This window comes from Pelagibacterium sp., assembly GCF_965249125.1.
In the GTDB taxonomy this organism is placed as follows: domain Bacteria; phylum Pseudomonadota; class Alphaproteobacteria; order Rhizobiales; family Devosiaceae; genus Pelagibacterium.
In genome coordinates this window covers 558,672-584,114 of record NZ_OZ252217.1, presented here as the reverse complement: position 1 = coordinate 584,114, position 25,443 = coordinate 558,672, and the positions used below count along the sequence as shown (strand labels likewise).

Annotated in this window: 29 protein-coding genes; 11 read left to right on the top strand and 18 right to left on the bottom strand. The window is 59.6% G+C overall.

Features of this window, described 5'->3' with window-relative positions; genetic code table 11:
- Positions 1 to 64 precede the first annotated feature (64 nt).
- From ACP148_RS02955 to ACP148_RS02920, 8 genes are read right to left on the bottom strand one after another with little or no spacing between them, the layout of a single operon-like run.
- Positions 65 to 601 (bottom strand): hypothetical protein, encoded by a 537-nt coding sequence (locus ACP148_RS02955; RefSeq protein ID WP_185926759.1) that lies wholly within the window; start codon positions 599 to 601, stop codon positions 65 to 67.
- Positions 598 to 2,898, bottom strand: a complete 2,301-nt coding sequence (locus tag ACP148_RS02950; RefSeq protein ID WP_421951116.1) for a VWA domain-containing protein — start codon at positions 2,896 to 2,898, stop codon at positions 598 to 600. The genes ACP148_RS02955 and ACP148_RS02950 overlap by 4 nt, the downstream gene beginning before the upstream one ends.
- Complete coding sequence (locus ACP148_RS02945; RefSeq protein WP_421951115.1) at positions 2,895 to 3,866, bottom strand: hypothetical protein; 972 nt, start codon at positions 3,864 to 3,866, stop codon at positions 2,895 to 2,897. Before ACP148_RS02945 ends, ACP148_RS02950 begins: the two co-directional genes overlap by 4 nt.
- 23 nt (positions 3,867 to 3,889) lie before the next feature.
- A complete protein-coding gene (locus ACP148_RS02940; RefSeq protein ID WP_421951114.1) occupies positions 3,890 to 4,414 on the bottom strand; it encodes a hypothetical protein in 525 nt (174 codons plus the stop codon).
- Entirely contained in the window at positions 4,411 to 4,938 is a 528-nt protein-coding gene (locus ACP148_RS02935) for a hypothetical protein (RefSeq protein ID WP_421951113.1), read from the bottom strand. Before ACP148_RS02935 ends, ACP148_RS02940 begins: the two co-directional genes overlap by 4 nt.
- The gene (locus tag ACP148_RS02930; protein ID WP_421951112.1) at positions 4,935 to 5,414 is read right to left on the bottom strand and encodes a hypothetical protein; all 480 of its coding nucleotides are present in this window, start codon (positions 5,412 to 5,414) and stop codon (positions 4,935 to 4,937) included. Before ACP148_RS02930 ends, ACP148_RS02935 begins: the two co-directional genes overlap by 4 nt.
- Before the next feature lie 8 nt (positions 5,415 to 5,422).
- Positions 5,423 to 5,962 carry a hypothetical protein gene (locus ACP148_RS02925; protein WP_394444098.1) on the bottom strand — a complete coding sequence of 180 codons (540 nt, stop codon included), beginning with the start codon at positions 5,960 to 5,962 and terminating at the stop codon, positions 5,423 to 5,425.
- A 34-nt stretch (positions 5,963 to 5,996) separates the two neighbouring features.
- Positions 5,997 to 6,548, bottom strand: coding sequence for a hypothetical protein (locus tag ACP148_RS02920; RefSeq protein ID WP_185926764.1), 552 nt, complete (start codon positions 6,546 to 6,548; stop codon positions 5,997 to 5,999).
- Positions 6,549 to 6,684: 136 nt separating this feature from the next.
- Between ACP148_RS02920 and ACP148_RS02915 the strand changes: the two genes are divergently transcribed.
- Genes ACP148_RS02915 through ACP148_RS02905 form a run of 3 tightly spaced genes read left to right on the top strand, consistent with a single transcriptional unit; the run spans position 6,685 to position 9,466 of the window.
- Positions 6,685 to 7,167, top strand: a complete 483-nt coding sequence (locus ACP148_RS02915) for a molybdopterin-dependent oxidoreductase (RefSeq protein ID WP_185926765.1) — start codon at positions 6,685 to 6,687, stop codon at positions 7,165 to 7,167.
- Positions 7,164 to 8,501, top strand: a complete 1,338-nt coding sequence (locus ACP148_RS02910; RefSeq protein WP_421951111.1) for a sensor histidine kinase — start codon at positions 7,164 to 7,166, stop codon at positions 8,499 to 8,501. Before ACP148_RS02915 ends, ACP148_RS02910 begins: the two co-directional genes overlap by 4 nt.
- A complete protein-coding gene (locus ACP148_RS02905) occupies positions 8,498 to 9,466 on the top strand; it encodes a response regulator (protein WP_421951110.1) in 969 nt (322 codons plus the stop codon). The genes ACP148_RS02910 and ACP148_RS02905 overlap by 4 nt, the downstream gene beginning before the upstream one ends.
- Before the next feature lie 24 nt (positions 9,467 to 9,490).
- On the opposite strand, the gene ACP148_RS02900 is transcribed toward ACP148_RS02905, so the two are convergent.
- On the bottom strand, positions 9,491 to 9,757 hold the full coding sequence (locus ACP148_RS02900; protein ID WP_421951109.1) for a conjugal transfer protein TraD: 267 nt from the start codon (positions 9,755 to 9,757) through the stop codon (positions 9,491 to 9,493).
- 1 nt (position 9,758) lies between these two features.
- The gene (locus tag ACP148_RS02895) at positions 9,759 to 10,085 is read right to left on the bottom strand and encodes a conjugal transfer protein TraD (RefSeq protein WP_421951108.1); all 327 of its coding nucleotides are present in this window, start codon (positions 10,083 to 10,085) and stop codon (positions 9,759 to 9,761) included.
- Between the two features lie 180 nt (positions 10,086 to 10,265).
- On the opposite strand from ACP148_RS02895, the gene traA reads away from it, so the two are divergent.
- The 7 genes from traA to ACP148_RS02860 all read left to right on the top strand — a co-directional run bounded on the left by traA (position 10,266) and on the right by ACP148_RS02860 (position 16,629).
- Positions 10,266 to 13,265 (top strand): Ti-type conjugative transfer relaxase TraA, encoded by a 3,000-nt coding sequence (traA, locus tag ACP148_RS02890; protein WP_421951107.1) that lies wholly within the window; start codon positions 10,266 to 10,268, stop codon positions 13,263 to 13,265.
- A gap of 130 nt (positions 13,266 to 13,395) precedes the next feature.
- Complete coding sequence (locus ACP148_RS02885) at positions 13,396 to 13,611, top strand: helix-turn-helix transcriptional regulator (RefSeq protein ID WP_421951106.1); 216 nt, start codon at positions 13,396 to 13,398, stop codon at positions 13,609 to 13,611.
- Positions 13,601 to 13,816 carry a hypothetical protein gene (locus ACP148_RS02880; protein WP_421951105.1) on the top strand — a complete coding sequence of 72 codons (216 nt, stop codon included), beginning with the start codon at positions 13,601 to 13,603 and terminating at the stop codon, positions 13,814 to 13,816. Before ACP148_RS02885 ends, ACP148_RS02880 begins: the two co-directional genes overlap by 11 nt.
- 91 nt (positions 13,817 to 13,907) lie before the next feature.
- Entirely contained in the window at positions 13,908 to 14,327 is a 420-nt protein-coding gene (locus tag ACP148_RS02875) for a putative toxin-antitoxin system toxin component, PIN family (protein ID WP_421951104.1), read from the top strand.
- Complete coding sequence (locus ACP148_RS02870; protein WP_421951103.1) at positions 14,324 to 14,584, top strand: toxin-antitoxin system HicB family antitoxin; 261 nt, start codon at positions 14,324 to 14,326, stop codon at positions 14,582 to 14,584. The genes ACP148_RS02875 and ACP148_RS02870 overlap by 4 nt, the downstream gene beginning before the upstream one ends.
- Before the next feature lie 16 nt (positions 14,585 to 14,600).
- Positions 14,601 to 16,226, top strand: coding sequence for a recombinase family protein (locus tag ACP148_RS02865; protein ID WP_421951102.1), 1,626 nt, complete (start codon positions 14,601 to 14,603; stop codon positions 16,224 to 16,226).
- A 205-nt stretch (positions 16,227 to 16,431) separates the two neighbouring features.
- Entirely contained in the window at positions 16,432 to 16,629 is a 198-nt protein-coding gene (locus ACP148_RS02860; protein WP_421951101.1) for a hypothetical protein, read from the top strand.
- Between the two features lie 48 nt (positions 16,630 to 16,677).
- On the opposite strand, the gene ACP148_RS02855 is transcribed toward ACP148_RS02860, so the two are convergent.
- The 5 genes from ACP148_RS02855 to ACP148_RS02835 all read right to left on the bottom strand — a co-directional run bounded on the left by ACP148_RS02855 (position 16,678) and on the right by ACP148_RS02835 (position 21,489).
- Positions 16,678 to 17,298, bottom strand: a complete 621-nt coding sequence (locus ACP148_RS02855) for a hypothetical protein (RefSeq protein WP_421951100.1) — start codon at positions 17,296 to 17,298, stop codon at positions 16,678 to 16,680.
- A 145-nt stretch (positions 17,299 to 17,443) separates the two neighbouring features.
- Positions 17,444 to 18,910: a DUF4041 domain-containing protein gene (locus tag ACP148_RS02850; protein ID WP_421951099.1), complete on the bottom strand. Its 1,467-nt coding sequence runs from the start codon at positions 18,908 to 18,910 to the stop codon at positions 17,444 to 17,446.
- Positions 18,911 to 18,996: 86 nt separating this feature from the next.
- Complete coding sequence (locus tag ACP148_RS02845) at positions 18,997 to 20,058, bottom strand: hypothetical protein (protein ID WP_421951098.1); 1,062 nt, start codon at positions 20,056 to 20,058, stop codon at positions 18,997 to 18,999.
- A gap of 1 nt (position 20,059) precedes the next feature.
- Positions 20,060 to 20,980: a hypothetical protein gene (locus ACP148_RS02840; protein ID WP_421951097.1), complete on the bottom strand. Its 921-nt coding sequence runs from the start codon at positions 20,978 to 20,980 to the stop codon at positions 20,060 to 20,062.
- The gene (locus tag ACP148_RS02835) at positions 20,977 to 21,489 is read right to left on the bottom strand and encodes a hypothetical protein (RefSeq protein WP_421951096.1); all 513 of its coding nucleotides are present in this window, start codon (positions 21,487 to 21,489) and stop codon (positions 20,977 to 20,979) included. Before ACP148_RS02835 ends, ACP148_RS02840 begins: the two co-directional genes overlap by 4 nt.
- A gap of 616 nt (positions 21,490 to 22,105) precedes the next feature.
- Between ACP148_RS02835 and ACP148_RS02830 the strand changes: the two genes are divergently transcribed.
- Positions 22,106 to 22,315, top strand: coding sequence for a response regulator (locus ACP148_RS02830; RefSeq protein ID WP_421951095.1), 210 nt, complete (start codon positions 22,106 to 22,108; stop codon positions 22,313 to 22,315).
- A gap of 154 nt (positions 22,316 to 22,469) precedes the next feature.
- Here ACP148_RS02830 and ACP148_RS02825 read toward each other — a convergent pair whose 3' ends face one another.
- From ACP148_RS02825 to ACP148_RS02815, 3 genes are all read right to left on the bottom strand, one after another.
- Positions 22,470 to 23,261: a hypothetical protein gene (locus ACP148_RS02825; protein WP_421951094.1), complete on the bottom strand. Its 792-nt coding sequence runs from the start codon at positions 23,259 to 23,261 to the stop codon at positions 22,470 to 22,472.
- Between the two features lie 144 nt (positions 23,262 to 23,405).
- Positions 23,406 to 24,299: a nucleotidyltransferase domain-containing protein gene (locus tag ACP148_RS02820; protein ID WP_421951093.1), complete on the bottom strand. Its 894-nt coding sequence runs from the start codon at positions 24,297 to 24,299 to the stop codon at positions 23,406 to 23,408.
- Positions 24,300 to 24,308: 9 nt separating this feature from the next.
- Positions 24,309 to 25,232, bottom strand: a complete 924-nt coding sequence (locus ACP148_RS02815) for a patatin-like phospholipase family protein (RefSeq protein WP_421951092.1) — start codon at positions 25,230 to 25,232, stop codon at positions 24,309 to 24,311.
- Positions 25,233 to 25,443 lie beyond the last annotated feature (211 nt).

The following is a 25,443-nucleotide window of genomic DNA, read 5'->3' as shown; positions in this document are numbered from 1 at the left end:
CCCGGCTGATCGGCCAGCACAGGCGCGGACAGGCAGATCGCAATTAGGGAAAGCGCCGCGGTCCTCACTGCAACTCACTCAATACGGCTTCAAATGTCAGGCTAACGCTGAGAGTGTCGTCAGGGTCAGGATTACGAAGTGCAATCCGGTCCATACTCGTTAGAACACCTTCCACCTGGCCCGCGATCGCCAGCACACCGCCTTGGTCTGAGGCGCTCGTAATTGTCAGGGAGAGTTCATCGTCCAGGTCCGCACGGTAAATGCGATACGGATCGGTATCGAGAATTGGGATATCGATTTCTGCGGAAAAGAAGTCACCATCGAGATCGCCGATCCACTCTGCGCCGAGGGATAAGTTGCCCAGACCGCGCTCTCTCAGTGCCGGTGCTCGAAAATAGATTGAAAAGCTTGAAGATGTGAAGTCAGACTGCTCTGTCCAGACCGACAGTTCTATCTCTTCGCCTGCGATCGTCCCTGACGCGGCTCCCCCCGGCTCTGCAGCCATGACGGGAACGGCAAGGGCGAGTAAGCCAAATGCAGTGATGACTGATCTGAGCATGGTCTTGGGTTCTCCGGATTCTTTGATGTGTTCGTAGTTCATTCGCCGAGCGTGATCATCGCGCGTCCGAGAACGCTCTGGCTTTGAAGGTCGAGAAACCGCACTTCGTATTGTCCCGGCTCGTCCGGGAGCTTGATTACCGTTTCGGTTTCGTCGCCCACGCGATGGACTGTAATCCAGGTAAAGTCGGGCGCATCAGCTCGTGCCAGCGCCACGCGCCGGTCGGCATCGCCAGCTTCGATTGTCCACGAAACCGTAACGATGTCGCCCGGCCTTGCCGTACCAGGAACCATTAGCCCGGCCCCCTCGTCTATCGGCGCGTCCGCCGCCAGCACCTCGAGCGGTCGCCGGGCCATGACCCGATCGCCGCGGTCCAAATGGTAGCGGATTTCATAGGCACCAGGCTCCGCGGGTGCAGTGAACGTGGCCTGATCTTCGTCCTGAATGCGGCGATAGCCACTTTGCTCGCCGTCGGGCGTGCCGCCGGGAACGATGGCTATGTAGTCGCGCGGATGTATGGCGCCGGTCCAGGAAAGCGTGATCTCGGCGCCGGCCCGCGCCCTGTCCGGTCCGTCGAGCGAAACATCACCATCCATCACCTCGACCGGGGTGCGGGCGAGCACGCGATCCCCCGCGTCCAGTTGCAGGCGCACCTCGTAGAGGCCGGGTTCGGCAGGCGCGCGAAGCTCGCCCTCGCTCCGACCTTGCATGCGATCGTAGTCGGCATAGGTGCCGTCCGCAGAACCGGCGGGAACGATCGTCACGTAGTCGCGCGGGTGCAGGCCCTCACCCTGCCAGGTGACCGGGAAAGCCGACCCGACAACGACCTGAGCCGGCGCGGAGACAGTAACCTCGGCATCGACCACCTCGACCGGGGTGCGGGCGAGCACGCGGTCCCCCACGTCCAATTGCAGGCGCACCTCGTAGAGGCCGGGTTCGGCAGGCGCCCGCAGCTCGCCCTCGCTCCGACCTTGCATGCGATCGTAGTCGGCATAGGTGCCGTCCGCCGAACCGGCGGGAACGATCGTCACGTAGTCGCGGGGGTGCAGGCCTTCACCCTGCCAGGTGACCGGGAATGCTGACCCGACAACGACCTGGGCCGGCGCGGAGACAGTAACCTCGGAATCGACAACTTCGACCGGGGTGCGGGCGAGCACGCGGTCCCCCGCGTCCAATTGCAGACGCACTTCATAGAGGCCGGGCTCGGCAGGCGCACGAAGCTCGCCTTCGGTACGGTCCTCCAGCCGGTCATAGTCCGCATAGGCTCCGTCTTCGGCGTCGGCGGGGACAATTGTCACATAATCACGCGGAGCCAGACCCTCACCTTCCCAGCTCACCGTAAACGCGGAGCCAACCAAGGTTTGTGCAGGGCCGAAGACCTGGGCGGTGGGCTGTTGCGACGTGATGGGCGGGAAAATGGCGTGGACATTGCGCGCGCTGTCCAACGCCAAACTGGCCTCGGTCTGCGAGAAGTCGTCCTGCGCCGTCGAATGGACCGTCACGATATAGTCGCCGAACGGCAGATCCGTGATGAAGGGGTTCGCGGTGCCGGTCTGCACCATGTTGAACGAAGTATCCGATATCTCCCAGATCACCTCGCCGGACAGAAGCGGAAGCTCCAGTGGCGCTGCTGGCCGCTCCCAGACGGTCTCGTCGCCGATCTCCTCGCCTCCGAGATTTGCGGTGAAGGTGAAACTCCCTGAGGCCGGCGCGGCAGTGACCTCGCGCAAGGCTTCGTTGAGTTCCTGGGCATTGTCGGCAGTCAGGAAGCGGCCGCCGGTTTCCTCGGCGATGCATTGCATCTGCAACAGGGCATCGGCTTCGCCCCGCACGTCGAAGCCGATGACATGGGCGGTAAAATCTACGCCCGCTTCTTCCAATGCGCGGGCGGCGGCGCAAGGATCAGGATTGCAGGTCTCGATCCCATCGGAAACCAGGATCACCGTCGCCGCCTGTTCGGTGTGGCGCAACGCCTGAGCCGCGGTGATGACGGCATCGGTCATCGGGGTCATGCCCCGCGGGTTCAACCCTTCAACGATGCCGGCGATCTCTGCCGCAGTGCCGTGCGCGGGTTCGACCAAGGTCTCGATATCCGCGCATTGTCCGCGCTCGCGATGGCCATAGGTGACGAAACCGAGATTCTGATCGACGGGGAAATCCGACACAATGTCGCCGACGACATCGCGCGCGATGGTGATTTTGTTCACCCCATCGATCTGCCCCCACATCGACCCCGAGGCGTCCAAAACGAGGATCGTGCTGGGGCGCTCCTGGGCAAGCGCCGCCGGCGCAAGGGCGGATGTCAGGGCGATGAACCCGGCGGTCACAAGAGATCTCATGCGGCTTCTCCATCGCGCGCTGTCCCGAAGCGGGCACCGGCGCGTTCTTTCAGCTTGCGGAAATGTGAGGACATCTGCTCCAGCCGCGCGTCCCACTCAGGGTCGGGGTCCTGGCCATCGGTGATCCTGAAATAGACCTGCATCAGGCAGGTGACGGCGAAGGGCTCGAGAAAGGCCGCCTTGACGCTCCAGGCGAACAGCAACGCGAAAACGAAGCCGCCCGCCGACCAGGCGCCGGGCATGACGTAGACCAGTGCCGCTGCCGGGGCGAGCATCACGAGGAAGATCAGGAAGGCGAGACCATAGGTGAAGAGCGTCAGCCAGGCGGCGTTCCGGAGCATCGCCTTCCAGTTCTGGCCATAGAGCACCAGCGCCTCGCGTGCGGATATCCAGGGATCGGTCGAGCGGGTGCGGATGGCATGGGCGAGGATCACCTCATCGATGAAGCCCACCGCCACGCGCAGGAAGGCCTGCACAATGCCCATCAACTGCCGGACATAGGGGATCGGCAGGATGGACAATACACCGCGCACAAGGCCGATGACGGCGCGAATGACTCCCTTGACCAGTTGGTCCAGCGCGAAGAGCAGTGAGGCTTGGCCGAAGCGCTCCTTCACCACGGTCGTTGCATGGGCAATCTGGCCGCTCCCTTCCGGGAGGGGCTTGCCGTCAATCAGTTCGACAAGAACCGCGACATGGCCTGCCTTGACGATATAGAGAATGTATTCCCGAAGCCAGTACATCACAGCGCCGGTCAGGCCAAAGCCGGCCATGCCGCCCCATGCCATCGCGGTCGCGCGGAACCCGTCATCCCCGAAAGCGCCGACGCCCCAGCCGACCCCGATACCGGCGCCGGTGGCCAGAATATAGGCCAGTGTGATTCCGAAATAGACGGCGGCACGCAGGAGCACGAAAGGCAATGTTCGGCCCAACAGTCCGAGAGCTTGTCCGATATTGAAATCCCACATGGCTCCGGTTCCTTTTGGGGCGATCAGCTTGAAGGTTGAGATGCGGGGGCAGTCTGTTCGCCCCCGAAATGGCGTCGCAGCCAGGTATTGATGTCATTGGCGACCTGCCCAGGTCCATCGCCCGATACGCCCCAACGTGACAAGGGCACCCGTGTTGCCGGGCGGGTGTTGCGAAAAACCAGAACCACCTTCGAGGTGCTGCGGTCCTCTCGCGAGGTATGGCTGCGGTCAAGTTCGGCACTGTCGAGCGCCTCGAGCGGATAGTCCCGCTGACGCGTGCCGAGGCGCGATGTCCGGATGATGCTGACCAATCCCGACCCTGCGTCCAGCCTGAGCCGTGTGCGCTCGGACAGGGCGATATATCCCGCGAGAAAGGCCCCGTTCAGCCCGACCAGCAGCACCAACGCGGTCAGGGTTTCTCCCCCGATCAGATTGGCCAGCCCGATCAGGGTGATCGGCAGGACAGGCAGCATGACGAACCACAGGATAAAGCGCGGTATCGCCAGTTCCAGTTCCAGTCGTTCGGGCGTGTTCGTCTCAATACTCATGACGGGTTTCCCTTTCCCTGGCGGGAAAGCCAGCCATTGACGACGCCCGTCAGATGCGCCACTTCTTCGGGATCCGGGCGGAACATGGGCACTATGATCTCGCGCCGTTCTGGTCCCGATCCGCAAATCAGCATCAGCCGGGTCTCATCGTTTCCTGCCGCCGTGCCATAGTGCGCGACGCTTTCCAGCTTGTGCAGGTCCGAAAGTGCGAATGTCTCTTCACGCCGCCCGCGCAATGTGGTCACACGCAGCCGGACAAGGCCGGCATGCCTGTCCAGGCTCAGTTGAGTCAGCTGCACCAACTCGTGCATGTAGAGCCAGCCGATCAGGCCCACCACGGCAAGCACGATGATCCCCGTTCCGGTCGCACCATCCCCGATGGCTGCCAGGCCCGCCGCGATCGCCACCAATATCACCGCCGCAGCAATCACCGCGCGCCGGACCGGACGATTCTCGATCTCCAGCACGCTGTCGGAGATTTGCGTCACGCGCAGCGGATCAGCCAGAAACTCGGCCAGTGTCATGGGCCGGCACCCAACGACGTGTCGATCCGCCCCTCGACGTCGCGACAGTCGTCCGGGGCATCCCGGCGGCATAGGGTTGCTGCAAAGCTGGCCTGGATGCGGCCTTCATCCTCAAGATCCAGCAGGTCGATCGACATCTGCGGCGGCTCTTCCTCGCTTTCCCAGACCGCGCCCGCCAACGCCCCGCGATCGGGCCGCATGTCGATGGTCAGACCGGCGGGCGGCGTATCTCCGGAGGGCTTGCCGTGAAAGATTAGGCCGATGGAAATGCTGCCGTCGCCAAGTGCATGCAGTTCGATCATGGTCAGCGGGCCGATATCGGTGATCTGCACCATCGCCGAGCCATCATCCTGACGCATCACCTGCCAGTTCAGTTCTTCACCGTCCAAGTTTGCCCCGATCTCGCCGATGGCGTCCAATGCACCAGCCGGGGTTGCGATTCCGAGGGCCAAGACAAGCGGGACAAGCACCTTCATTGGCATTCCTATCGGCTGATCAGCTGTTCGCGGACGCCCCGCGCCGAATTGCGTTTTGTTCCCATCGCCTCATTGGCCGAGAAGAAACTGATGATCCCGTCCGAGCGCCGCGCACCGGTGCCGAATTGCCATTCGAATTGCGGCGCCGAGGCAATCTGGCAATCCTGAACCAACGCCCATTCCCAAGGCTCCGCGCCGGGCTCGGAACCCGTTGAAGTCAACATATAAAACTGCGGGTCCATTGGCTCGCCACGCACAAAGTCAAAGCGCAGCGGCTTGTTGCCACCTCGAACCGGCACCAGCTCGGTCTGAATGCCGTCCGAACCCAGATACAATCGGTTGCGGTTCCGATCATAAATGATCTCGAAGGTACTCTCCTGAACGCCTATTGCCACACTCGTTCCGATGGCGGCTTCGGCCCACGTTCCCGCGATCAGCGGACCAATCTGTCGCAGGTCAAAATTACCGGCGCGATGGACGTCCGCGTGGCAGACCGGGTTGGACGGTTCACCGGCCAGTGCTGAGGTTGCCGTAGCGATCAGCAGCATGGCCGCAGTTCGGGCAAGGGCGGGTCCAGCCATCTCAGTCAAGCTCTTCAAGCCGGGTGTCGAAGCTGAAGGTGACAGGCCGGGTTTCGGACGAGGGGCCACCGCTGACTTGCCCGTTGTTGCATCCGGGGGATGCTGGGATGAGAGCGCAACGAGTTTCGTTTGCGGGGCGAAGGCTGACTTGCCCGGTGAGCGTACCCTTCAAGGCGACGATCCCGTCGCCCGGCGTGAATTCCTCAAGGGTCAGTGTCAGGCTGTCCTGATCGCCGGTCCAATTCCGTCCCATGTCGCGCGCAAAGGTGATCGTCAGCGCCATTTCGCCGGGCGCGGGCAATTCGCCATTGATCGTCAGTTCCAGATTGACCGGCCCCTGATCGCCCTCCATCTGTGAGGCAAGCAAGGAGGCATCGGCATAGTTGCCGATGATCGTCGCGCCGGACAATTCGGGGGCAACAGTCAGCTCTAGCGGCTGATCGCCAAAACTGCCGGTAACCAGCCCTCCAGGCTCGTCGGCCAGCGCCGGCAGCGCCAGCAGACAGGCCAGAACAGGTATGCCCGCTCTTCGCATGGTCGAGAAGATGGTCAAGCGTAGATCCTCCTGCTGTTTGATTCTGAGTTTAGTTCTGCTCAAGACTGGCCGCCCCGTTCGTTTGAACGGGGAACATGTAGTCTCCTGTGATAGAGTTCAGTCCGGAACCTGGTTTTCATTTTGGGTTGTGGTGATGAGCTTGCGATATCACATCGTTCAGACCGCGTTGATGACGGCACTTGTGTTCATGGCCGTACCAGCGGCTGCCGAGGACGTCCTGCTGACCCTGACCGGCGCGGTCACGGACGGCAGAGTGGAGATGACGCGCGCGGATTTCGATACGATGGACTGGCATGAGTTTTCGACATCAACCAGCGTCACAGACGGCAGGCCGGAGTTCCGCGGTGTGCTGATGCGAGACATCCTCGCCCATGCCGGAGCCGAGGGAAGTAGTGTGCGCGCGACAGCGTTGAACGACTATGTCGTCGATATACCTGTCGAGGATTTTCACCGGTTTGATGTTCTGGCCGCGCTTTACATGGATGACGTGCCTCTGACCCCGCGTGACAAGGGTCCAGTCTGGATCGTCTATCCGCGCGACAATCACGGCGTTCTGGCCGATATACGGTATGACATGCGATGGGTCTGGCAGCTTGTCTCGCTGCATGTGCAATGACCGGCACAGTCGGGCGAGCCCGCTATCTGTGGCTTGGTGGGCTGGTGGCGATCTGCCTGGGCCTGCTGGGGCTGGCTGCGTGGCAGCTTGTCGTGCTGGAACGCCAGATGCGCATTGCCGCAACCGAGAACATGATCTGGGTCTTTGGCCAGACGCAGATCGAGGCCTTGAACCTTGCGCTGGCGCTCTCGGATGAGGCAGCGCCACATCAGGTCCAGACCCGTTTTGATATATTGGTTTCGCGGCTGACGCTGTTGGAAGATGGGCCGCAACGTCGCTTTCTCGAGAATGCGGGAGTGTCCGAAACACTTGCACGCTGGCGCAGTGGGCTTCTGGCGCTTGACCCCGCGCAAGGTGCCGATCCGGCCGCGCTGCGGGCACATGTCACGGCGCTGGTCGCTGCACTAAGGACCAAGGCGAGTCTGGTGATGTCCCATGAATGGCAGAGTCAGGCCACGCGCCTGGACAGCCTGAGGCACCTGCATTTGCTTGCGCTGATGTCAGTGCTGGGGGCTGCTGTAGCGGGATTGGGGCTGGTGGCAATCCTGATCGATCGTGAGAGGCGGCTGATGAGCGGACAGCTGGACCACCTGCGGGCTGAGAAGCTCGCCAGCGATCTGGAACGCGAACGCGAAACCTCTGAGAACCACCGCCGGTTCGCCGACCTGATTGCCCATCAGTTCCGCACGCCGCTAGCCGTAATCGACAGCGCGATGCACCGCCTGACGCGGCGCAGCGGCGGCCCGGTTCCACCAGAACTGATCTCGGAAAAGGCGGCGGTGTCCCGTGAGGCGGTCGCGCGGCTCGTGAAGTTGACAGATACCGCATTGATGATGTCCCGGCTGGAACGCGATGCGGTTCTTCCTAGCCTGCGCGCCCATGACCTAAGCGATCTGGTATCTTCAGTCATTGATGACCTGATGGCGACGGCGCGGGACCGCGACCCGGCCCGTATCCGGCAGTCGGTGCAAACAGAACCAGCTGTCGCTCTGTGCGATCCGATGTTGACCGCCGAAATCCTGTCCAACCTCCTGCGCAATGCGCTCTTGTATTCTCCGCCCGATTGCCGCGTCGATGTGAGTGTTTTTCAGTCGCGGGACCGCATCGTCTGTCGGGTCGAGGACAGAGGGAGGGGTATGTCGCCCGAAGAGATTGAGTGTGCTTTTGACAGGTTTTACCGAGGCAGCGGGCACGAGACTTTGCCCGGCTCCGGATTGGGGCTGACGCTTGCGCGCGATCTGGCCCGAATACAGGGAGGAGACGTGACCTTGACGCAGCGTGACGGGGGAGGCCTGACGGCCGCGCTTTACCTGCCGAAGGATGACGCCGCATGACCGCGCCACTGATCCTGTGTGTCGAGGATGAGCCATCCCTGCGCGACGACATCGCCTTCGAACTGCACGAGGCCGGTTACATCGTGAGCGCCGCCGGAGATGCGCGCGAAGCGCTGGCCTGTCTGGAAAGGCAGCGCCCCGATCTGATCCTCTGTGACATCCTGATGCCCGGCATGGACGGCAAGAGGTTCATGTCCCATTTGCGCAGGACGAGACCCGATCTTGATGACGTGCCCTTTGTCTTTCTGACTGCCCTGTCCTCGCGCCAGCAGGTAATCGATGGGCGCATGGCGGGGGCCGACGATTATGTGACCAAGCCCATTGATTACGACCTGCTTCGTGCCACCGTTGAAACGCGCCTGAACCGGATGCAAAGGTTGCGCGCCATGCCGGGAGATCGGTCTGGCCTGGCCGCGCTCGACCGCCTGGCTTTTGGCGTGGTGCTGCTCGATGCCAATGGCGGCGTGGTCCATGCCAACCCTCTGGCCCAAAACTTGTCGGGCGCGGCCGGAATCTCGCTGAGTGGGCGTATTGCCGCCAGCGGCGAAAATGGCCGGAAGCTGTCCGCGTTGATCGCAGGGTTGGCCCCGGGTAAAGGGATAGCGCCGACGGGGTTGCGCTTGGACGATGGGTGCCAGCTCATGATTATCGGGATATCGCTGCCAGCGCACTCGCACCATGATGAGGCGGTCGCCATGCTGATACTGAGCGGCACAGACAGCAAACCTCCTATGGACACTGCGACGCTTGGCCAGTTGTTCGGCCTGACGCCGATGGAAGCCCAGGTCGCGTGTTTGTTGGCAGAAGGGCTGCGCCGCAGCCAGATCGCAGACCGGTTGGCGATCTCGGGCACGACCGTCGCATTCCATCTGCGAAACATCTTCTCCAAGACCGGCGTGCAAAGGCAGGCGGAACTGGTGGCGTTGATTCTGTCAGTACCACTGGCGCAGTGCTGCGACATGTAAGGTCTCCGCGCCGCCCGCCATCGGTCACGCCCGATCCTGCTGCGGCTGCGCCCTGTCGCGCAGGTCTGCCAGGCGATCCGTCTCGAACGCGCTCTTTCCCTTTTCGGCCCACAGCGTCCGCGTCCGATCACCATCCTCACTCTTGAGCTTTTCGGCAACCCAGATCATTGCGCCGTAGATCATCGCGCGGTCATCGCTGGTGAGTTCGACAATGCCGGCCTTGACGACGAGGCCGCCAAGCTCGATGAGGTGCCGCATTCTCTTGCGGCGCTCTTTCTGCCAATCGCGCATGTCATGCTGCGCCCGTTGCGCCTGATGCCGGTTGCGTGCCGCCCGGTTGCGTTCGAGTGCTGCCGTTGTCGCGGTCAGACGTTGATGCAGATCGGCGTGATTTCCCGCGAAAGAACGCTTGCCCGCGCTTGGCCCACGACTCCTTCTTTGCAGCATCGGTAATCTCGGTAAGCGCAATGAGCGCCCCGGCCAGTTCCTCGACGCTGAGGTTATCGGCAACTGTGGCGATGACCAGTTCGCCGAACTGCTGCACCTTCTTGGCTTTGAGCTCCCTGGCCTTGTCCTCAAGCGCCTTGAGTTCCGAATCAAAGTCGCGTGGCTTGCGCATTGTGGCCTCCATCGTGTCTGCAAGCTGTTGATGCGGCGATGATAGTTACGCACACAACAGAACGCAGTATTGTTGTCGGGACGGTCTGGCACGGCCCGGTCCATCCCGAGATTTTTTCGAGGGAGGGCGCGCTTATACGTCGTTCCGACGTGCGCTTTGCCGTGCCAATGCTTGATCGCGATGGCGATCTATCATCTTCACGTCAAGGTCATCGGCCGCAAGGCCGGAAGCAGCGCGGTGGCGTCTGCCGCCTACCGCTCGGCCTCGCGGCTGCGCGACAAGCGCATTGACCGCGTGCAGGACTTTTCCGCCAAGCGCGGCGTCGTCCATTCCGAAATCCTGTTGCCGGATGGAGCGCCCGAGCATCTTGGCGACCGCGAACGGCTGTGGAACGATGTCGAAGCGTGCGAGATCAGGAAGGACGCGCAGCTTGCCCGTGAGGTGGAATTTGCCATCCCGCGCGAGATGACGCAGGCGCAGGGCATCGAACTGGCCCGCGACTTCGTTCAGTCCGAATTTGTGGATCAGGGCATGATCGCCGACCTCAATGTGCATTGGGAAATTGGCGAGGACGGGATGCCCAAACCCCATGCCCACGTCATGCTCACCATGCGCAGCGTGGACGAGAACGGGTTCGGGAAGAAGGTACGCGACTGGAATGCTACCCAGATGGTGGAGCGATGGCGTGAACGTTGGGCAGATCATGTCAACGAACGCCTTGCTGAACTCGACATCGACGCCCGCATCGACCATCGCAGCCTTGAGGCGCAGGGCATCGACCTGGAGCCGCAAACGCAGATCGGCCCACCCGCGCAGCGCATAGAGGGTGAAGGTGTCGAGACCGCCGACCGCGCCGACATGCACCGCGAAATCGCCCGCAACAATGGCGAGCGCATCATCGCCGATCCATCGGTGGCGCTGGACGCGATCACACAGCAGCAATCGACGTTCACGCGCCGGGACATGGCGATGTTCGCGCATCGGCACAGTGACGATATAGACCAGTTCAACGAGGTCATGGGCGCGATGCGCAATGCGCCCGACCTGGTCGAACTTGGTCAGGATTCGCGCGGAATTGACCGCTTCACCACGCGCGACATGATCGAGGCGGAACAGCGGTTGCACCGCGCCGCCGAAATGATGGCCGAGAAGGAGTTGCACGAAGTCAACGACAGAGATCGGGAAGCCGCCCTTGCTCGCGCGGAAGAACGCGGCCTTGTCCTGTCCGGCGAGCAGGCCGATGCGGTGGCGCATGTCACGGACGGGCGCGGCTTGGGCGTCGTCGTCGGCTATGCCGGGACGGGAAAGAGCGCCATGCTTGGGGTGGCGCGCGAGGCTTGGGAAGCGTCAGGCTATGAGGTGCGCGGCGTCGCCCTGTCCGGTATCGCAGCGGAGAATCTGGAAAGCGGATCGGGCATCACATCCCGCACCATCGCCAGCATGGAACATGGCTGGCAGAACGGACGCGACATGCTCACCAGCCGCGATGTGCTGGTTATCGACGAAGCGGGCATGGTCGGCACACGGCAGATGGAGCGCGTGCTGTCCCATGCCGCCGAGGTTGGCGCAAAGGTGGTGCTGGTCGGCGATCCGCAGCAGTTGCAATCGATCGAGGCCGGTGCGGCTTTTCGTTCCATCCATGAGCGTCATGGTGGCGTCGAAATCGAAACCGTGCGCCGCCAGCGCGAGGACTGGCAAAGGGAGGTAACGCGGGATCTGGCCAATGGCAGAACCGGCGATGCGATCCATGCCTATGACCGCCATGATATGGTGCATACCGCCGAAACACGCGAGCAGGCGCGGGACGATCTGATCGACCGTTGGGACCGCGACCGGCAGGCCGCGCCGGACAGCAGCCGCATCATCCTCACCCACACCAATGCCGAGGTTCGGGAACTCAACGAGGCCGCCCGCGAGCGCATGCGGGACGCGGGCGATCTGGGCGAGGATGTCCGCGTCACGGTCGAACGCGGAACACGCAGCTTTGCCGCCGGGGACCGCGTCATGTTCCTCCAGAATGAACGCGGGCTTGGCGTGAAGAACGGCACGCTCGGCACCATCGAGGAGGTTAGCGAACAATCCATGTCGGTGCGCACCGATGACGGCCGCACTGTCGCTTTCGACCTGAAAGATTACGACCGCATCGACCACGGCTATGCCGCCACCATCCACAAATCCCAGGGCATGACAGTGGACCGGACACATGTGCTGGCGACGCCGGGCCTGGACGCCCATGGAGGCTATGTCGCCCTGTCGCGCCACCGTGACGGCATGGATATGCATTATGGCCGCGACGACTTCGCCAGCCGGGACAGGCTCATCACCACCCTGTCGCGCGACCGGTCCAAGGACATGGCGACCGACTATGACCAACAGCAGGTCGATGCGACGCAGGACTATGCCGAGCGGCGCGGCATCACTTTTCGCGCCCGCTTGGCCCAGATCATGCGCAAGCTCGTGCCGGAAAATGTCCGCGACCGGATCGAGGACATCATCGACGGTCTGCGCTCCCCCGGCGACAGTGCTCCAGGCTTCAGGACCGGAGCCGGGCCGGAAAGGGGAAGTGCGGAAAAGGAAGCGGGCCGCGAAATCGCCACAGCGGAGCAGGACGCGGAGAAGGCGTTGCGCCGTGCCCGTGGGCGGGCCTTTGTCCGCCATGCCCGTGCGGTGGATGCGATCTTCAGGGCGCAGGCGCGCAATATCGCCGCAACACCCGAGCAGGTGCAGGAGCTGCACGACGCCCGCGCCGGATTCAATGAGCTTCGCCCGCATGGCTCTCATGACGCCGAGGCGGTCTACAAGAGGAATCCCGGTTTTGCCGCCGATGTCGCCTCGGGCAATGCCGAACGCGCGATGCCCGCACGGCATGCCCTGCAACGGGAAACCGAGATGCGCCAGAACCCCGAACTGCGTGCGGATCGTTTCGTAGAGCGGTTCCGGGACCTCAAGCAGGCCAGCGAGCAGCAGTATGCGGCCGGGAATTACTCCGGCCACCGGGCGGCACGGGCCGAATTGGGCAACATGATCGATGGCCTGCAACGCGATCCGCAGCTCGAATCCCTGCTTGCCAACCGCAAGCGCGAACTGGGTATCAACTTCGACTCAGGAATGGGCGTCGGGCGTGACCTTGCCCTCGGTCTTGGTCTCGGTAGGGGCCGGGGGTTGGACATTGGCATGTAGACCCATCCTATTTGCCGCCGGTTGCACGCCATAGCCCTACGGCGGCTAAATATCTGTTGTGCAGTGGAAACTCATTCCCCTGACTGGTCTCTGCAATCGTCAGAAACAGCCAGAAGGAGGCAATGCAGCCATGCGCCAGCCAGACCGTATCATCCGCTTTGACACCGTTCGTGACCGGACAGGTTTGTCGCGGTCCACCATCTATCGCAAGATCGCCGAGGGCACCTTTCCGGCCCAGCTCAAGATCAGCACCAACGGCGCGGGATGGAGGGAATCCGATATCGAACGCTGGGTTGCCGATCCGGTCAGGTGGCGGCCAGAGGTAGAGGCCGGCGATGGGAGATGAGGAAAAGCATTGGGGTAGAGAAAGACCGGCGAACGACAATGGCGGCGCGGGCGGCCCATATCCCGAGGCGCTGCGCAAGATCGATGCGGTTGCGCTCACGCTCGCCCGCATCATCGGCCGCCGCATGGCCCGCGAGGATTTCGAAAAAGCCATGCATACCGCCAATGACAACTCGCCACCCGAAGCGGGCGGCGAGGACGGATGACGCAGTGGCCCGTGTTGGAATGGGGTACCCCGATGACCAAATGCGAACCTCAACATATTGACATCTTATAAGATATCTCTATCTTGTTTGCATGAGAGTAGTACTCGACACCAACGTCATCGTCGCCGCGTTCCGCAGCCGCAATGGAGCGAGCAACATGCTGCTCCGCTTCGTTGATCAGGGCATGGTGACGCCGCTGTGTTCGACGGCGCTGTTTCTCGAATATGAGGCGGTGCTGAGCCGGGAGGAAATCCGGCAGGCAACCGGCCATAGCCTCGAAGATGTTGGAGCAGTGATGAGTGCGCTCGCTGCCGTGTCCGAAGGCGTTGATATTTCGTTTCGGACGCGGCCCATGCTGTCCGATGCCGCCGACGAGATGGTACTTGAAGCCGCATTGAACGGCGAGACCGAGGCCATCGTGACACACAACGTCAAGGACTTCCGCCCGGCGCTCAGGCTGGGCATCACCATTGCAACACCGGGAGAGATCGTCAGGAGATTGAACATATGACGCAGACCCAACGCTACAAATACCCGCTGCAACTGCCGCAGTCGCTCAAGGAGACGGCAGCACGTCTCGCCATGGAGGATGGCGTGTCGCTCAACCAGTGGATCATCTCGGCAGTGGCGCAAAAGATCGGTGCCGTGGAGACGGCTGACGATTTCCTGAGAGCGCGCGCTGGCACGGCGAAGCGCGGCGATCTGACCCGGCTTCTTGACCGTGCGCCGGATGTGTCGCCGGCGCCGGAGGATGTGATCAAGGACTGACCGAACGGAGATCGCAATGACCCGCGCTGCCCTTTACGCCCGCTATTCCTCCGACAATCAGCGGGAAGCCTCGATAGAGGATCAACTGCGGCTGTGTCGTGAACGTGCGGAGCGCGAAGGTTGGCAAATCGCGGAATGCTATACCGACGCCGCGATCTCCGGTGCTAGCATGATCCTTCGACCGGGAATAAAGACACTTCTCGCGGATGCTCAGGAGGCGCGCTTCGATGTGGTTCTGGCCGAAGCCCTTGATAGATTGTCCCGTGACCAAGAAGATATTGCGGCGCTATTCAAGCGGCTTCGCTTCGCCGGTGTTCGCATCGTAACCCTGTCGGAGGGAACGGTAGATGAGTTGCATGTCGGCCTGAAAGGCACCATGAACGCGCTCTTCCTGCGTGATCTGGCTGCCAAGATCAGGCGCGGTCAGTCCGGCCGTGTCATCAGCGGGTTTTCTGCGGGTGGGCTGTCCTACGGATATCGCGTGGTCAAGAAGCTCGACGAGCGTGGTGAGCCGATCCGCGGCCTCCGTGAAGTGGACGAGGAGCAGGCTGGGATCATCCAGCGCATCTTCCAGGAGTTTGCCTCGGGACGTTCCGCCCGGACCATCGCTGCTGGCCTCAACCGCGAGGGCATTCCTTCTCCATTCGGCCGAGAATGGGGAGCGTCCACGATCAACGGCAATCTCAAACGTCGCAGCGGCATTCTCTACAACGAGGCTTATATCGGTCTTCTGGTCTTCAATCGCGTTCAAATGGTCAAGGACCCAGAAACCGGCAAACGCATCTCTCGCCCGAACCCGCCCGAGCAGTGGCAAGTGGTGGAAGCTCCTCACCTGCGGATCGTCAGCGACGAGCTATGGAATGCAGTTCAAACCCGCAAGAAACTCTACGGTGGAACCCGGCTTCATCAACGTCGGAGGCCGAAGCACATGTTCTCCGGTCTTGTGCGATGCGGTTGCTGTGGCGCTACTTACACTATCAAGTCGCAGGACCAACTTGCCTGTACGGCGCACAGAGAACGGGGGACTTGCGAGAACAACCGAACTGTGCGTGTGCCTGATCTCGAACGCCGCGTGCTCGAAGGCATCAAGCAGCGACTACTCGCTCCCGATGCAGTCGCCGAATTTCTCGCTGAGTATCATGCCGAAAGGAAGCGCCTGAACGCGAAGATGCGACATGATCGGCAGCAGATTGGCAAGCGGCTTGCCAATCTCGAAAGGCAAATCGCGAATATCATCGACGCGATTGCCGACGGTGTCGCAACGACAGGCATGAAATCGCGCCTGATCGAGATGGAGGCAGAGAAGGAGCGCCTTGCCGCCGATCTGGCAGCGATCTCAGATGCCAGCGATGTCGTGGAACTGCATCCAGCTTCGATTGAAGTTTACCGCCGCAGAATCGCCGAATTGCAGGAGGCGCTGCACTCCGGCGAGGATGATCGCCGGGAGGCGGTTAACGCCATTCGTTCGCTTGTTGCCAGCATCGAGGTGGTCCCGCGCGAAGGACGTGGCAAATTTGACCTGACCGTCAACGGCGCACTGGCAGAACTGCTAAACCTGCCTCGCAGAAAACCGGGTGAACCCCCAAACACTGCAATGGTGGTAGCGGAGGAGGGACTTGAACCCCCGACACGCGGATTATGATTTGGCATGTATCCTACCAAATATCCCATGATCTTTGGGGTAATATAACAGCTGTGCTGCGCCTGTGCTAACCAACAACGCTAACACTACCGGCCGCACAAGACCATATCTGACGATTGGGCCTCCGCCACCCAAGCCGCGAGATTGAAAGCCTGCAATGTGCGTGAATTGATGCTCTGGAATTGGAAAAGGAGAGCGAATCGAGATGGACGTAAACAACGATGCCGCAAGAGACCTGCTGAAATTTGCGGCAGACCAGAAGTTTGCTACCGTCCTCGCCGACCCCCCATGGCAGTTTCAAAACCGCACCGGCAAGGTTGCTCCTGAGCACCGGCGGCTCAATCGATATGGCACTATGGACCTTGAAGCTATCAAGGCCCTGCCAGTGGCTCACAGCTTGTGACTAGCACCGAAGCGCAGACAGTCGCTATAGATCAACGAGAGGTCCTCGTTAGTTTGGCCGCGTTGTCGCGACCGGTCCGGACGTTTTGACTATTCCAAAAACCTGACAGACCTGCTCCCTGGACAACGTAACCGCTTGATACCAGTCGTTGAACTTTGATTGACCGTCGAAGTCCGACAGCACATCCGGCCAAGAGCATCGAAGCTTCTTGGCCCAGCGCTCATTGTCATGCTTGAGCAAATTCACTAGGCAACGAACGGCCTCCAATCTGGGGCTAATGTCTATCCCTTCTCCGACAGCGGCATCGATCAACGCACTATGTTTCCCGTCCGCAGGCACTCCCGTGCTCTTCCTAATTGCCCGCTCCCAATGATGATAGAGCGCGATCACGGTGGACTTCCTTAGAGCCATTATAGCCTCGGAGGTTGTTTCGATATGCATGGCCAGAACCTCCTCCTGGTCCCACAGCCGATTTCCATCATCGTCCCACTCTCCGATGGGCAGGCCACCCCCTTCGATAAGCAACACGTAGTCGCTCAACTGTGTCTGCTTCGCCGCGAGTGCGGATTCGAGCGCATCGGAAGCTGCGACGAACGCCTCTTCAAGAGCTTTGATCCCCTCCTGGAACATGTAGCCGTGAACACTGAATTTGAAGGAGAGAGCTACCATGCCGACCGTGTTCTAACTTCCTGCCACCCACCAACCACCATCACAAAGCATGCAGAGATCGCAGCGTTGGATACTGAATGGTGCAGACGACAAAGCGAGAATACCGCGAAGCTGAGTTTTTCCCAATTTCGGCGGGTCGCGACCATTAGAGAGCAGCCGGGAACGCTAAAGCTTCTGCCGACCTCGCTTCGCTGAGCAGGGCCTTTCGCATTGCGAGCGTCTCATGGAACTCTTGAGCTTCGATATCGCTGAAGAATGATGCGCCAGGAGCCAGCCTAGCTACCGCTGCTTCGACTTCCTCCAAGCCCACCCTGAAAAATTCCTTGCGCATGTTCTTCGCGTTGATGCGCCTGTCGGCGAATTCACCGTGCAGTGCCCGCTCCAACGCTGGCGCATCTTCGCTGTAGATGATGGCGTGAGTGTCGAAAAGAAACGGCACGCTAGCATCGCCCAGCTCTCTTACTCGATCCGCCGGGTCCAGCCGGCGGGTAAGGCCGATCTTCACGATGTCGGCACCAAACGAACCGATATTTGAGATGATGTAAACATAACCAGTCCTGGTCATCTCTGCCATGGCTCGGGCACGTTCAACCTTCGCATGTGCTTCGGCTAGGTCGTGCTCAAGGAGCTCAATCTGCTGGGAGAAAGCTTCCAGTTTGGGTCCAACGGCGCTTTCAGCTTCAGCCTTTGCCTTATCGAGCATGCGCTGATAGCGGGCCTCTTCCCTCTCGGCCTCTTCCATTTCTTTGAGGAGCCGCTGCTCTTCCCGCGCCGCGCGAGCCGCTTCCGCGCGCTCTTCACGTTCTGCCTTTTGCTTCTCCCGATATTCGTGGGTCAGGCGAAGCTCTTCTAACTTCAGCTGAAAAAAGCTCTCGGTGATGACGACTGAATTGGACACATTGTGCTTGTCGATCTGCTTTTTCGCATTTTCGATACGCCGCTCCATAGCATTGGCATTGTTCCATCGCGTGTTGGCTATCGCGGCTTCGCACTCGCTGTTGAAAGCCCGCAGGGTCAAACGGATGTTGCGATCCATCATGGTTCGACCTTTCGAGACGCTGCCATCAACCGTCCATGTCGTTGTGCAGATCACTGCGGCCTTGCCGGAAATCATCTGCTTCTGCCGATCCCGGACACCCACGATTGCGTCCTTGAATTCATCGCTCGTCTGAAAATCGAAGTGGGGCTCATATGCGCCCATTTCGGCGAACGCTAAGCGCTCGTCGAAAACTGCAACCTCCTTTGCCAAGCGATCATAGATCGCCTTTTTCTCGCTGTAAGAACTGCGGAGTTCATCTAAATTTGAGGAAAATGCCGAGATCTGAGCGCGGAGGGAAGCTACTGTCTTTGAAGCTTCGCGCTCCCTTTCCTCAGCTTGCACCTTGGCCGCCTCTACAATGCGGGCCGCCTCGGCATCGGCATCAACGATGACGGAAAAGCGCTGCTCAAGGTGAGCACGTTTGTCTCGCTCGGCCTGTAATACCTTGCGCTCCGCTTCCAGATCACGGGATATACGTCGTCGACCCCGATAGACCAGCCAGAGGCAAAGGGCGAGCAAGCCGGCCACGAATGGCATGGCGAATAGAGTAGCGATGACGATCTCTTGAAACATAAGCCCCCCAACTCGCAGCAAGCCTCTCGTAAAAGCGAGCGGAGGGCAAGCATGAAGGGTGGATCATCCCCTGTTAGGTGTGGAGTTTAGTCGCGTCGCCCTACTGGATAGAACAATGGGTGGTATGGAGTGTTCTCGGGTCGATACGGGATCTCTATTTCTATTCCGCCGTCAGACCGCGGACCCATAAAAAATCCGTTTTCTTCCAGAACGTCGACGAAAACATCAGCGATTGGTTCGAATTCATCTACACTATCCCACCCGCCAAAGCGTTTCGCGACCGTCAGCAGAACATCATGTAGGCGATTGAAGTAGGGTTCGAACCAGTGTCCTTGCAGAAATGATAGGCTCTCCTGCTCTTCGATATCGAGGCCTTGGCCATCCAAAGTGCCGAGCAGGTAAGCGCTGAACTTGAGGAGATTACCGTAAGCTTTAATAACGGCCACGATGACCACATCCAAATCACCGTGCAGTCGGTATTCCAGTATCGCATCGTTCGCTTGATCGCGTGCTGTCTCGGCTGAAGCCGTGAACACCTGAAGGTTGGCTTCCAATGGGTTGAAGCCGAAACCTGCACTCAATCGACTGGCAGCGTATTCATCCCAAGTTGCGTCGATGACCTCCCATCGTCTGGCTTTTAGACAGTCAGTGATCGGCACTCGCAATTTGACGCCGGGAATAGCCTTCTCAAAGGCTGACGTGACTTCGATATGCGCGCACTCGTGAGCGATGGTGTGCAGGGCCCGTTGCCACAGCTCATCCGAGTCATCATCTTTTACGATATCAATGATCGCCCACTGGGAGAACAGGAGGTGTGTCTTCAATCTCCCGTCACGAACTACCGACGGTGCCATGGCCACCCCGATCACGCCATCCTCTTCCGGCGTCGAACTGGCCAACGCCCGGGTTGTCTCGAGCCCACGATCGAGGTTGGCTTGCGCAGCAGCATAATCTGCGGAAACTGTGACGCCGTCCAGGTCCGACATGTCGATATATCGGCTTAGAGTTCTCAGCAGGGCAGACAAGCGGCTTCCGAACTCAGTCGCCTCTTCCTCGCTCGAAAAATTGCCGGATATGTTGATGCTAAATGCGGGGATCGACGTCGGGGGTAGCTCGTCATCGAGCTGTTCGTTTTCGTCTTCCGTCATTCTAAAGACCGAGAAACGATTTGATCGCGCCCACAATCACCGGGATAGCGACCTTCTCTCCAACATATTTTCCGCCGACTAAGGTCTTCTTGGCGGCACTCTTGATCCAATTTTCTGTCGCCGGCCCGATCTCCTTTGTCTCTTCGACGCTATCGAACTCGACCCCGTCCTCGCGCAAACTGGCTTCCAAGTCGTCAACATCTTGGTCCTCAAGACCGACCTCCAGCAATCGGTGTCGCAGCGCCGTCAGGTCGCCCGCAACGTTGAATGTTATGGCGATATTTCCCGCTAGGTTGCCTTGGTTTTCTCCGAGGTTGAGGATGTTATCATTGCCAAATATGATCACTTGAACTGCTTTATCCACGGCCTCGTTCGGTATCTTTTCAAGAGCTTCTTGATCGTCCTTCGGAAGCTCTGACTGTATCTCGAGCACGAACGTCAGCACACGAGTGCGAACCGTATCGACCATCGCCTTGATGATACCCGCGGGGATTTCGATCCATGCCCGATTGAGGGCCATTTGGTTTCCGTAAAATTTGGACTGATAGTAAGCCACCAAATTTTGGTTCCAAAACATGACCGCGTTCTCTGCCTTATTGTCGTCGTAGGCAGCGATCCCTTGGAGGAAGACAATTTCGCTGGCTAAGGGCCTATGCTTTTCTTCCATCAACGCATCAGGGATCGGCTGGTTGTTGAACGTAGTGCCGATCCCATTGATGAAAAGACCTTTTGATTGGCCCCGAGCACGGCGATAGTCGGGCACGGTCTTTTCATCGCTATACCCATTCAGCTCGTTTTCGACCCATGCTTTAAGTTGTTCGTTCTTAAGCTTGTAGGCGAGAACCATGCAAAGCCGGAGCACACTGGTTAGGGGCTCCTGTTTGACGGTGACGCTTTCGATGATGTCGTCGAGCAACTTCATTTGCTGATCACCGAGCACTTTCCGACGGCGACCGCAATGGATGCCCTCTCGTCCCCTTCCTGATAAAATTGGCTTGTAGGGATCGCGGAAAACATCGAGGTGACAAACTCCCCGTTGGGCTCCATTCGAATTTGGGGCAAACCACGGGTGCAAATGACCATGAAGATCTCCCCATCATGGTCTCGGAGCTCCTCACAAACTCTCCCGCCTCCGGGCACCTCGCCGACTTCATAGAGATCATAACAAACGGTCGTGGAAGAACCGAAATACCGGTCCTCCGGTTCGACCGTCATCCCCAAACCGAACAGGCCATCATAACAAACGTAATCGTCAGCGTCTGCTGGATCGATACGATCAAAGATATACTGCACCGGGAAAAAATTTGTCTGAACCCATCTGTCTGAGTTCCAATTGAAGCCCGTTGCGCTGTCCTGAGCGCACAGTGACGTGAAACCAAACGCCTGCGTCGGCAACATTGCCGCCAACATCACCAGTGCTTTGATCTTCATGAATCCCCCAACCCGTTTCCCACAATTTGACCGCCCTGCCCTGCCCCGTCAAACAGCTTTGTCGCTATTTTAGCTGACAGCTCGCCATTCGCATGCGACCTCGGCTTGATGGGGCGGCGACAACCACCCTTACCGTTGCCCGGATGTGGAATGCGTATATTGTGAGGCTTCTAAAGGCTGAAACGCGTGGCCCATCGCGGCTCCGACAATCTGCAGTCTTTGACCTTTGCGTGGGCTATCGGCAACTGCGGCAAAAGCATCTTACCCATGCCGTTCACGACGTTTCCAGCCGCCAAGCCTTTAGCCAATCACGCCGCACGCTGGGCAGCGCGGGTTTGGCTTTGCCTTCCAAAAGGGGCGGCGTGTAGGGACACGCGAATGAGCACATCCTTGTGATGGAGACACTCGGTGCCAGTATCTTCAATCCAAATTCTGAGCTTAAGGGCTCATTAGCCCAAAGCTGCGCCATGCAAGAATTACGATACCCATCAGCGGCGCTAATATGTTAGCGGCATGGCCGGTCACAGCGCGTCCCATACCTGTGACCAAGCGTCGAGGCTGGGTTCTAGCTTCCCGTCTCGGCGTGCCCGACCCAAAACTGCATTAGTCGACCAGAATGTCCAATCTGCTATTTGCACTCGTCGTTGAGGACGATTTTCTAATAGCAATGGATGCAATACGCATCTTGAACGCCTTGGGCTACCAGACGATGGCCGTTGGAGATGCGGACGCGGCCATGGAAGTTCTGTCTCATCGCACCGATGTCGACCTGTTGTTCACGGATATCGACATTCCGGGTACAACAAACGGAATCGGTGTCGCCTAGAAATCATCATCGCAACTTCAGGTCGTCACGCTCACGAACGGTCAGCTTGACGAGGTTCTCAGCTTCCGGAAATCCTCCATGCTGCCAGATATTGTGCCGCCCCAGGCCGTCGTCGCTTGAAAGCAGGGGAGGCACCGAAAGAGTAGCGGGGCCATCAGTCCCGCCACATCTTCCACTCTGCCAGCGGAAGGGTCTTCACACCGAACTTCGCGGCGACAAGCTCATCAAACCGGAAGACGACGGCATCGAGCGTGTAGCTCGTGCGCCGGAGCCACGCATCGTCAATGCGCAGTCTGCCGGTTCGCGAGCGGTCAAGCGGGACACTTATGCCCTTTGTTCGAGCCGTGAACTGGGCGTTTACGACCGTATCGTTGTGGGCGATGAGGTTGCGCACTTCAGAGGCGAGCACCACGCATTCATAGATGGCTTCCGTCTCGAAGAGGTCGATGCCGGTGCCTTTGCGGACGTACTTCCGGAGTTCCGCCAGCGACTTGTACGAAAGCTCGTTTATGCGCCGCTCCACCAGACGGAGGATCACTTCGTCGTAGCTGCCGGCCTCGATGATCGACCCGGCGTCGAGCTGCTGCTCCGACTTGAGCATTTCCGGCCGTGCCAGGAAGATGTCGCGGAGTGTCTTCGTGAGGTACAGGTCAAAGCTCTCGACGGCACGGGAGAGCAAGAGCTCATTCACGAGCGGCCGGTGGTCGGAGAAGTTGTACTGAAGGAGCGTGAACGCCTTGGGCGCCGTCTTTGCCGTTTCTGCCTTCACTTCTTCAGAGATCAGGTTGCCGAGCTCGGCGGAGGTCTTCACGAAGTTGAAGAAGAACGCCACCAGACCGCGTATCTCCATGATGCGGGCCATATACGCCATGCACTGCAACGTCACACATGGCGGCGGCTCCCGAAAGCCGAGCGCCGACTGATCTTCTTCCGGTTCTGTGCCCATCGTTTCTCCCCCATTTCGGCGATGCTACACTGGTTGGTGAATTCCATCATCGAAGGTGAGCTCTGCGACCTCAATTGTTGCATTAAGCCACTCAACAGCAGCGGTTCAGGCGGAAAACCGCGCCACTCTGTGCGGTTTTTTGCGTTACCAGTTGTTCCAGTAATCGAGCACCTTATCGAGGTACTCTTCGAACTTGTCGGTGTCCCAGCACTCCACATAACCCCGGCGCCTGAGATAGTGGATGCCATTGGCGCACACGAGCTCATCGTGGTTGCTCTTTGCCACCCACGCGAGCGCCTGAGCGATGGTCTGCTGGTAGGAGAGATTGTTAAAGTACCCGTTCGGCACGTTGCTCAGCATGCCCTCTAGGAAGTACGAAGGCGCGAGGCCATCCTCGATGACCCCGTCATCAATCATGCGGTTGCGCATGTTTTTGAGGATACGGACAGACGGCTTCAGCATCCCATGCGTGCTTTGATGCTTCGTAGTCAGGTTCGCGGAGTGCTGCTTGGGGTAATTCACGACCTTCGTCCCATCCGGGAGGAAGAAGCAGATGCCCTCGTGGTACGACTGATCATTGATGCTGTTGAACTTGTAGTATTCGCGGTGGGTAACGCACGGCAGTACGTCAGCATCGCGCCTGTTGCCGTTGCCGTCGATGCGAATGGCTTTCTTCCCTGGGTGGACAGCGGCGCCAAACTTCGATGTGAGCCAGGCCACCACCTCCTTTTTGAACTCAGTGTACCCGTACGCGATGTTAGGATAGGCCGCCTGAAAGCTGCTGATCGACGGCTCCTGCAGGTTGCCCAGGCTGTAGTTGAATGTCGAGTCGAGCCGCAGCACCACGTCGACATCGCTGTCCGCGTAAATGTTCGTGTCGTTCCCGTACGAACCCTGCAGGAAGACGCTGAAGGTCCGCTGGTAGTAGGCTGACGCGGGATCTTCGAGCGCGCCTTTGATGGTGGCGTATGTGTTCTTTGACTGCGTGACTGAACCTTGCTTGGACCAGGTATCAAGCTGGTCCTCCGGAATGGCCATCTGTGCCCTCTATGTCAGATATTCTCTGAGTACGCTTTCGTGCTTCGCGAAAGACTCCCGCCCGCGTTGCCTCAGGATGTTGAGCTTCGCCCGGTCGTGTTCGAATATGTCCGTCGCCATTTCCGGCTGCGTGAAGCTGTCGCTGATCCGCAACGTTTGGATGTGGTTGAAGAGGATGTTTCGCAGCTGATCCATCGACTGCGTGTTGATCTCCATCGTCTTCTGTAGGAGCTTCACGCTCGGGAGCTTTGAGAGCCACCAGAATGCGTCCAGGGGCTTCTTGATGGCCGGATACTCCCCGACACCCACGTTGACGACGCGAAGGCGCTCTGGAGCGATATTGAGGGCATTGGTGGCATCTGCGATCGCATAGAGAGTAGGGTTATTGGCACAGTAGCCGCCGTCGATCAGTTCGACTGTGTCCCCCGCTTTCGTCGTCACCTTCTTCCGGTTGAAGAACGGGTACGCGGAGCATGAGGCCTGGACCGCTTCCCCGAGCGGCACACCGAAGCCGGGGACAAACGAACCGGTACGGCCGTGCGCCTGTGAAACGTTGCTCTTGAAGATCATCGGCCGCTCAATGACCCACTTCGTGGTCACGATGCCGACGTTAGTTATCAGGGCATCGAAGTCAACGCCGTCGTACACCTCGTCCGCCAGCTCCTTCAGCGCCGCCGACTTCTCCCACGGCCAGGTCTTCGACATGATCTTCACGACGTGGTCGCTGTATAGCGTGTGGACCTCATCGACGGATTTCCCGAGCGCCAGCAGGGAGCCGATGATGGAACCGGTTGAGGTGCCGAAGATCAGATCAAAGCGGTCGTGCAGCGGAGCGTCGAGCATCTTCTCGATCTCGTGCAGCACGCCGAGCGTGTAGAAGCCTTTGGCTCCGCCACCATCAAGGCTTAGTATCCGGAAGTAGTCTTCGGCCATGCGACGCCCATTGACTGATTCGGCAGACATTCTCGCAGAGCAACTTCGCCATCGCCATCGTCAGAGCATTATTCACATATCCACCCAGCTATTCCCACATGAGTATTTCGCGCGTTTATCCGGCGACGTAACCGCCAAATCATATTGCTGAGCTGCTGCCGTTGCAAAAGTTACAACTTGTGCAACGATTCCGCGGGCCACGGTTTTCAAT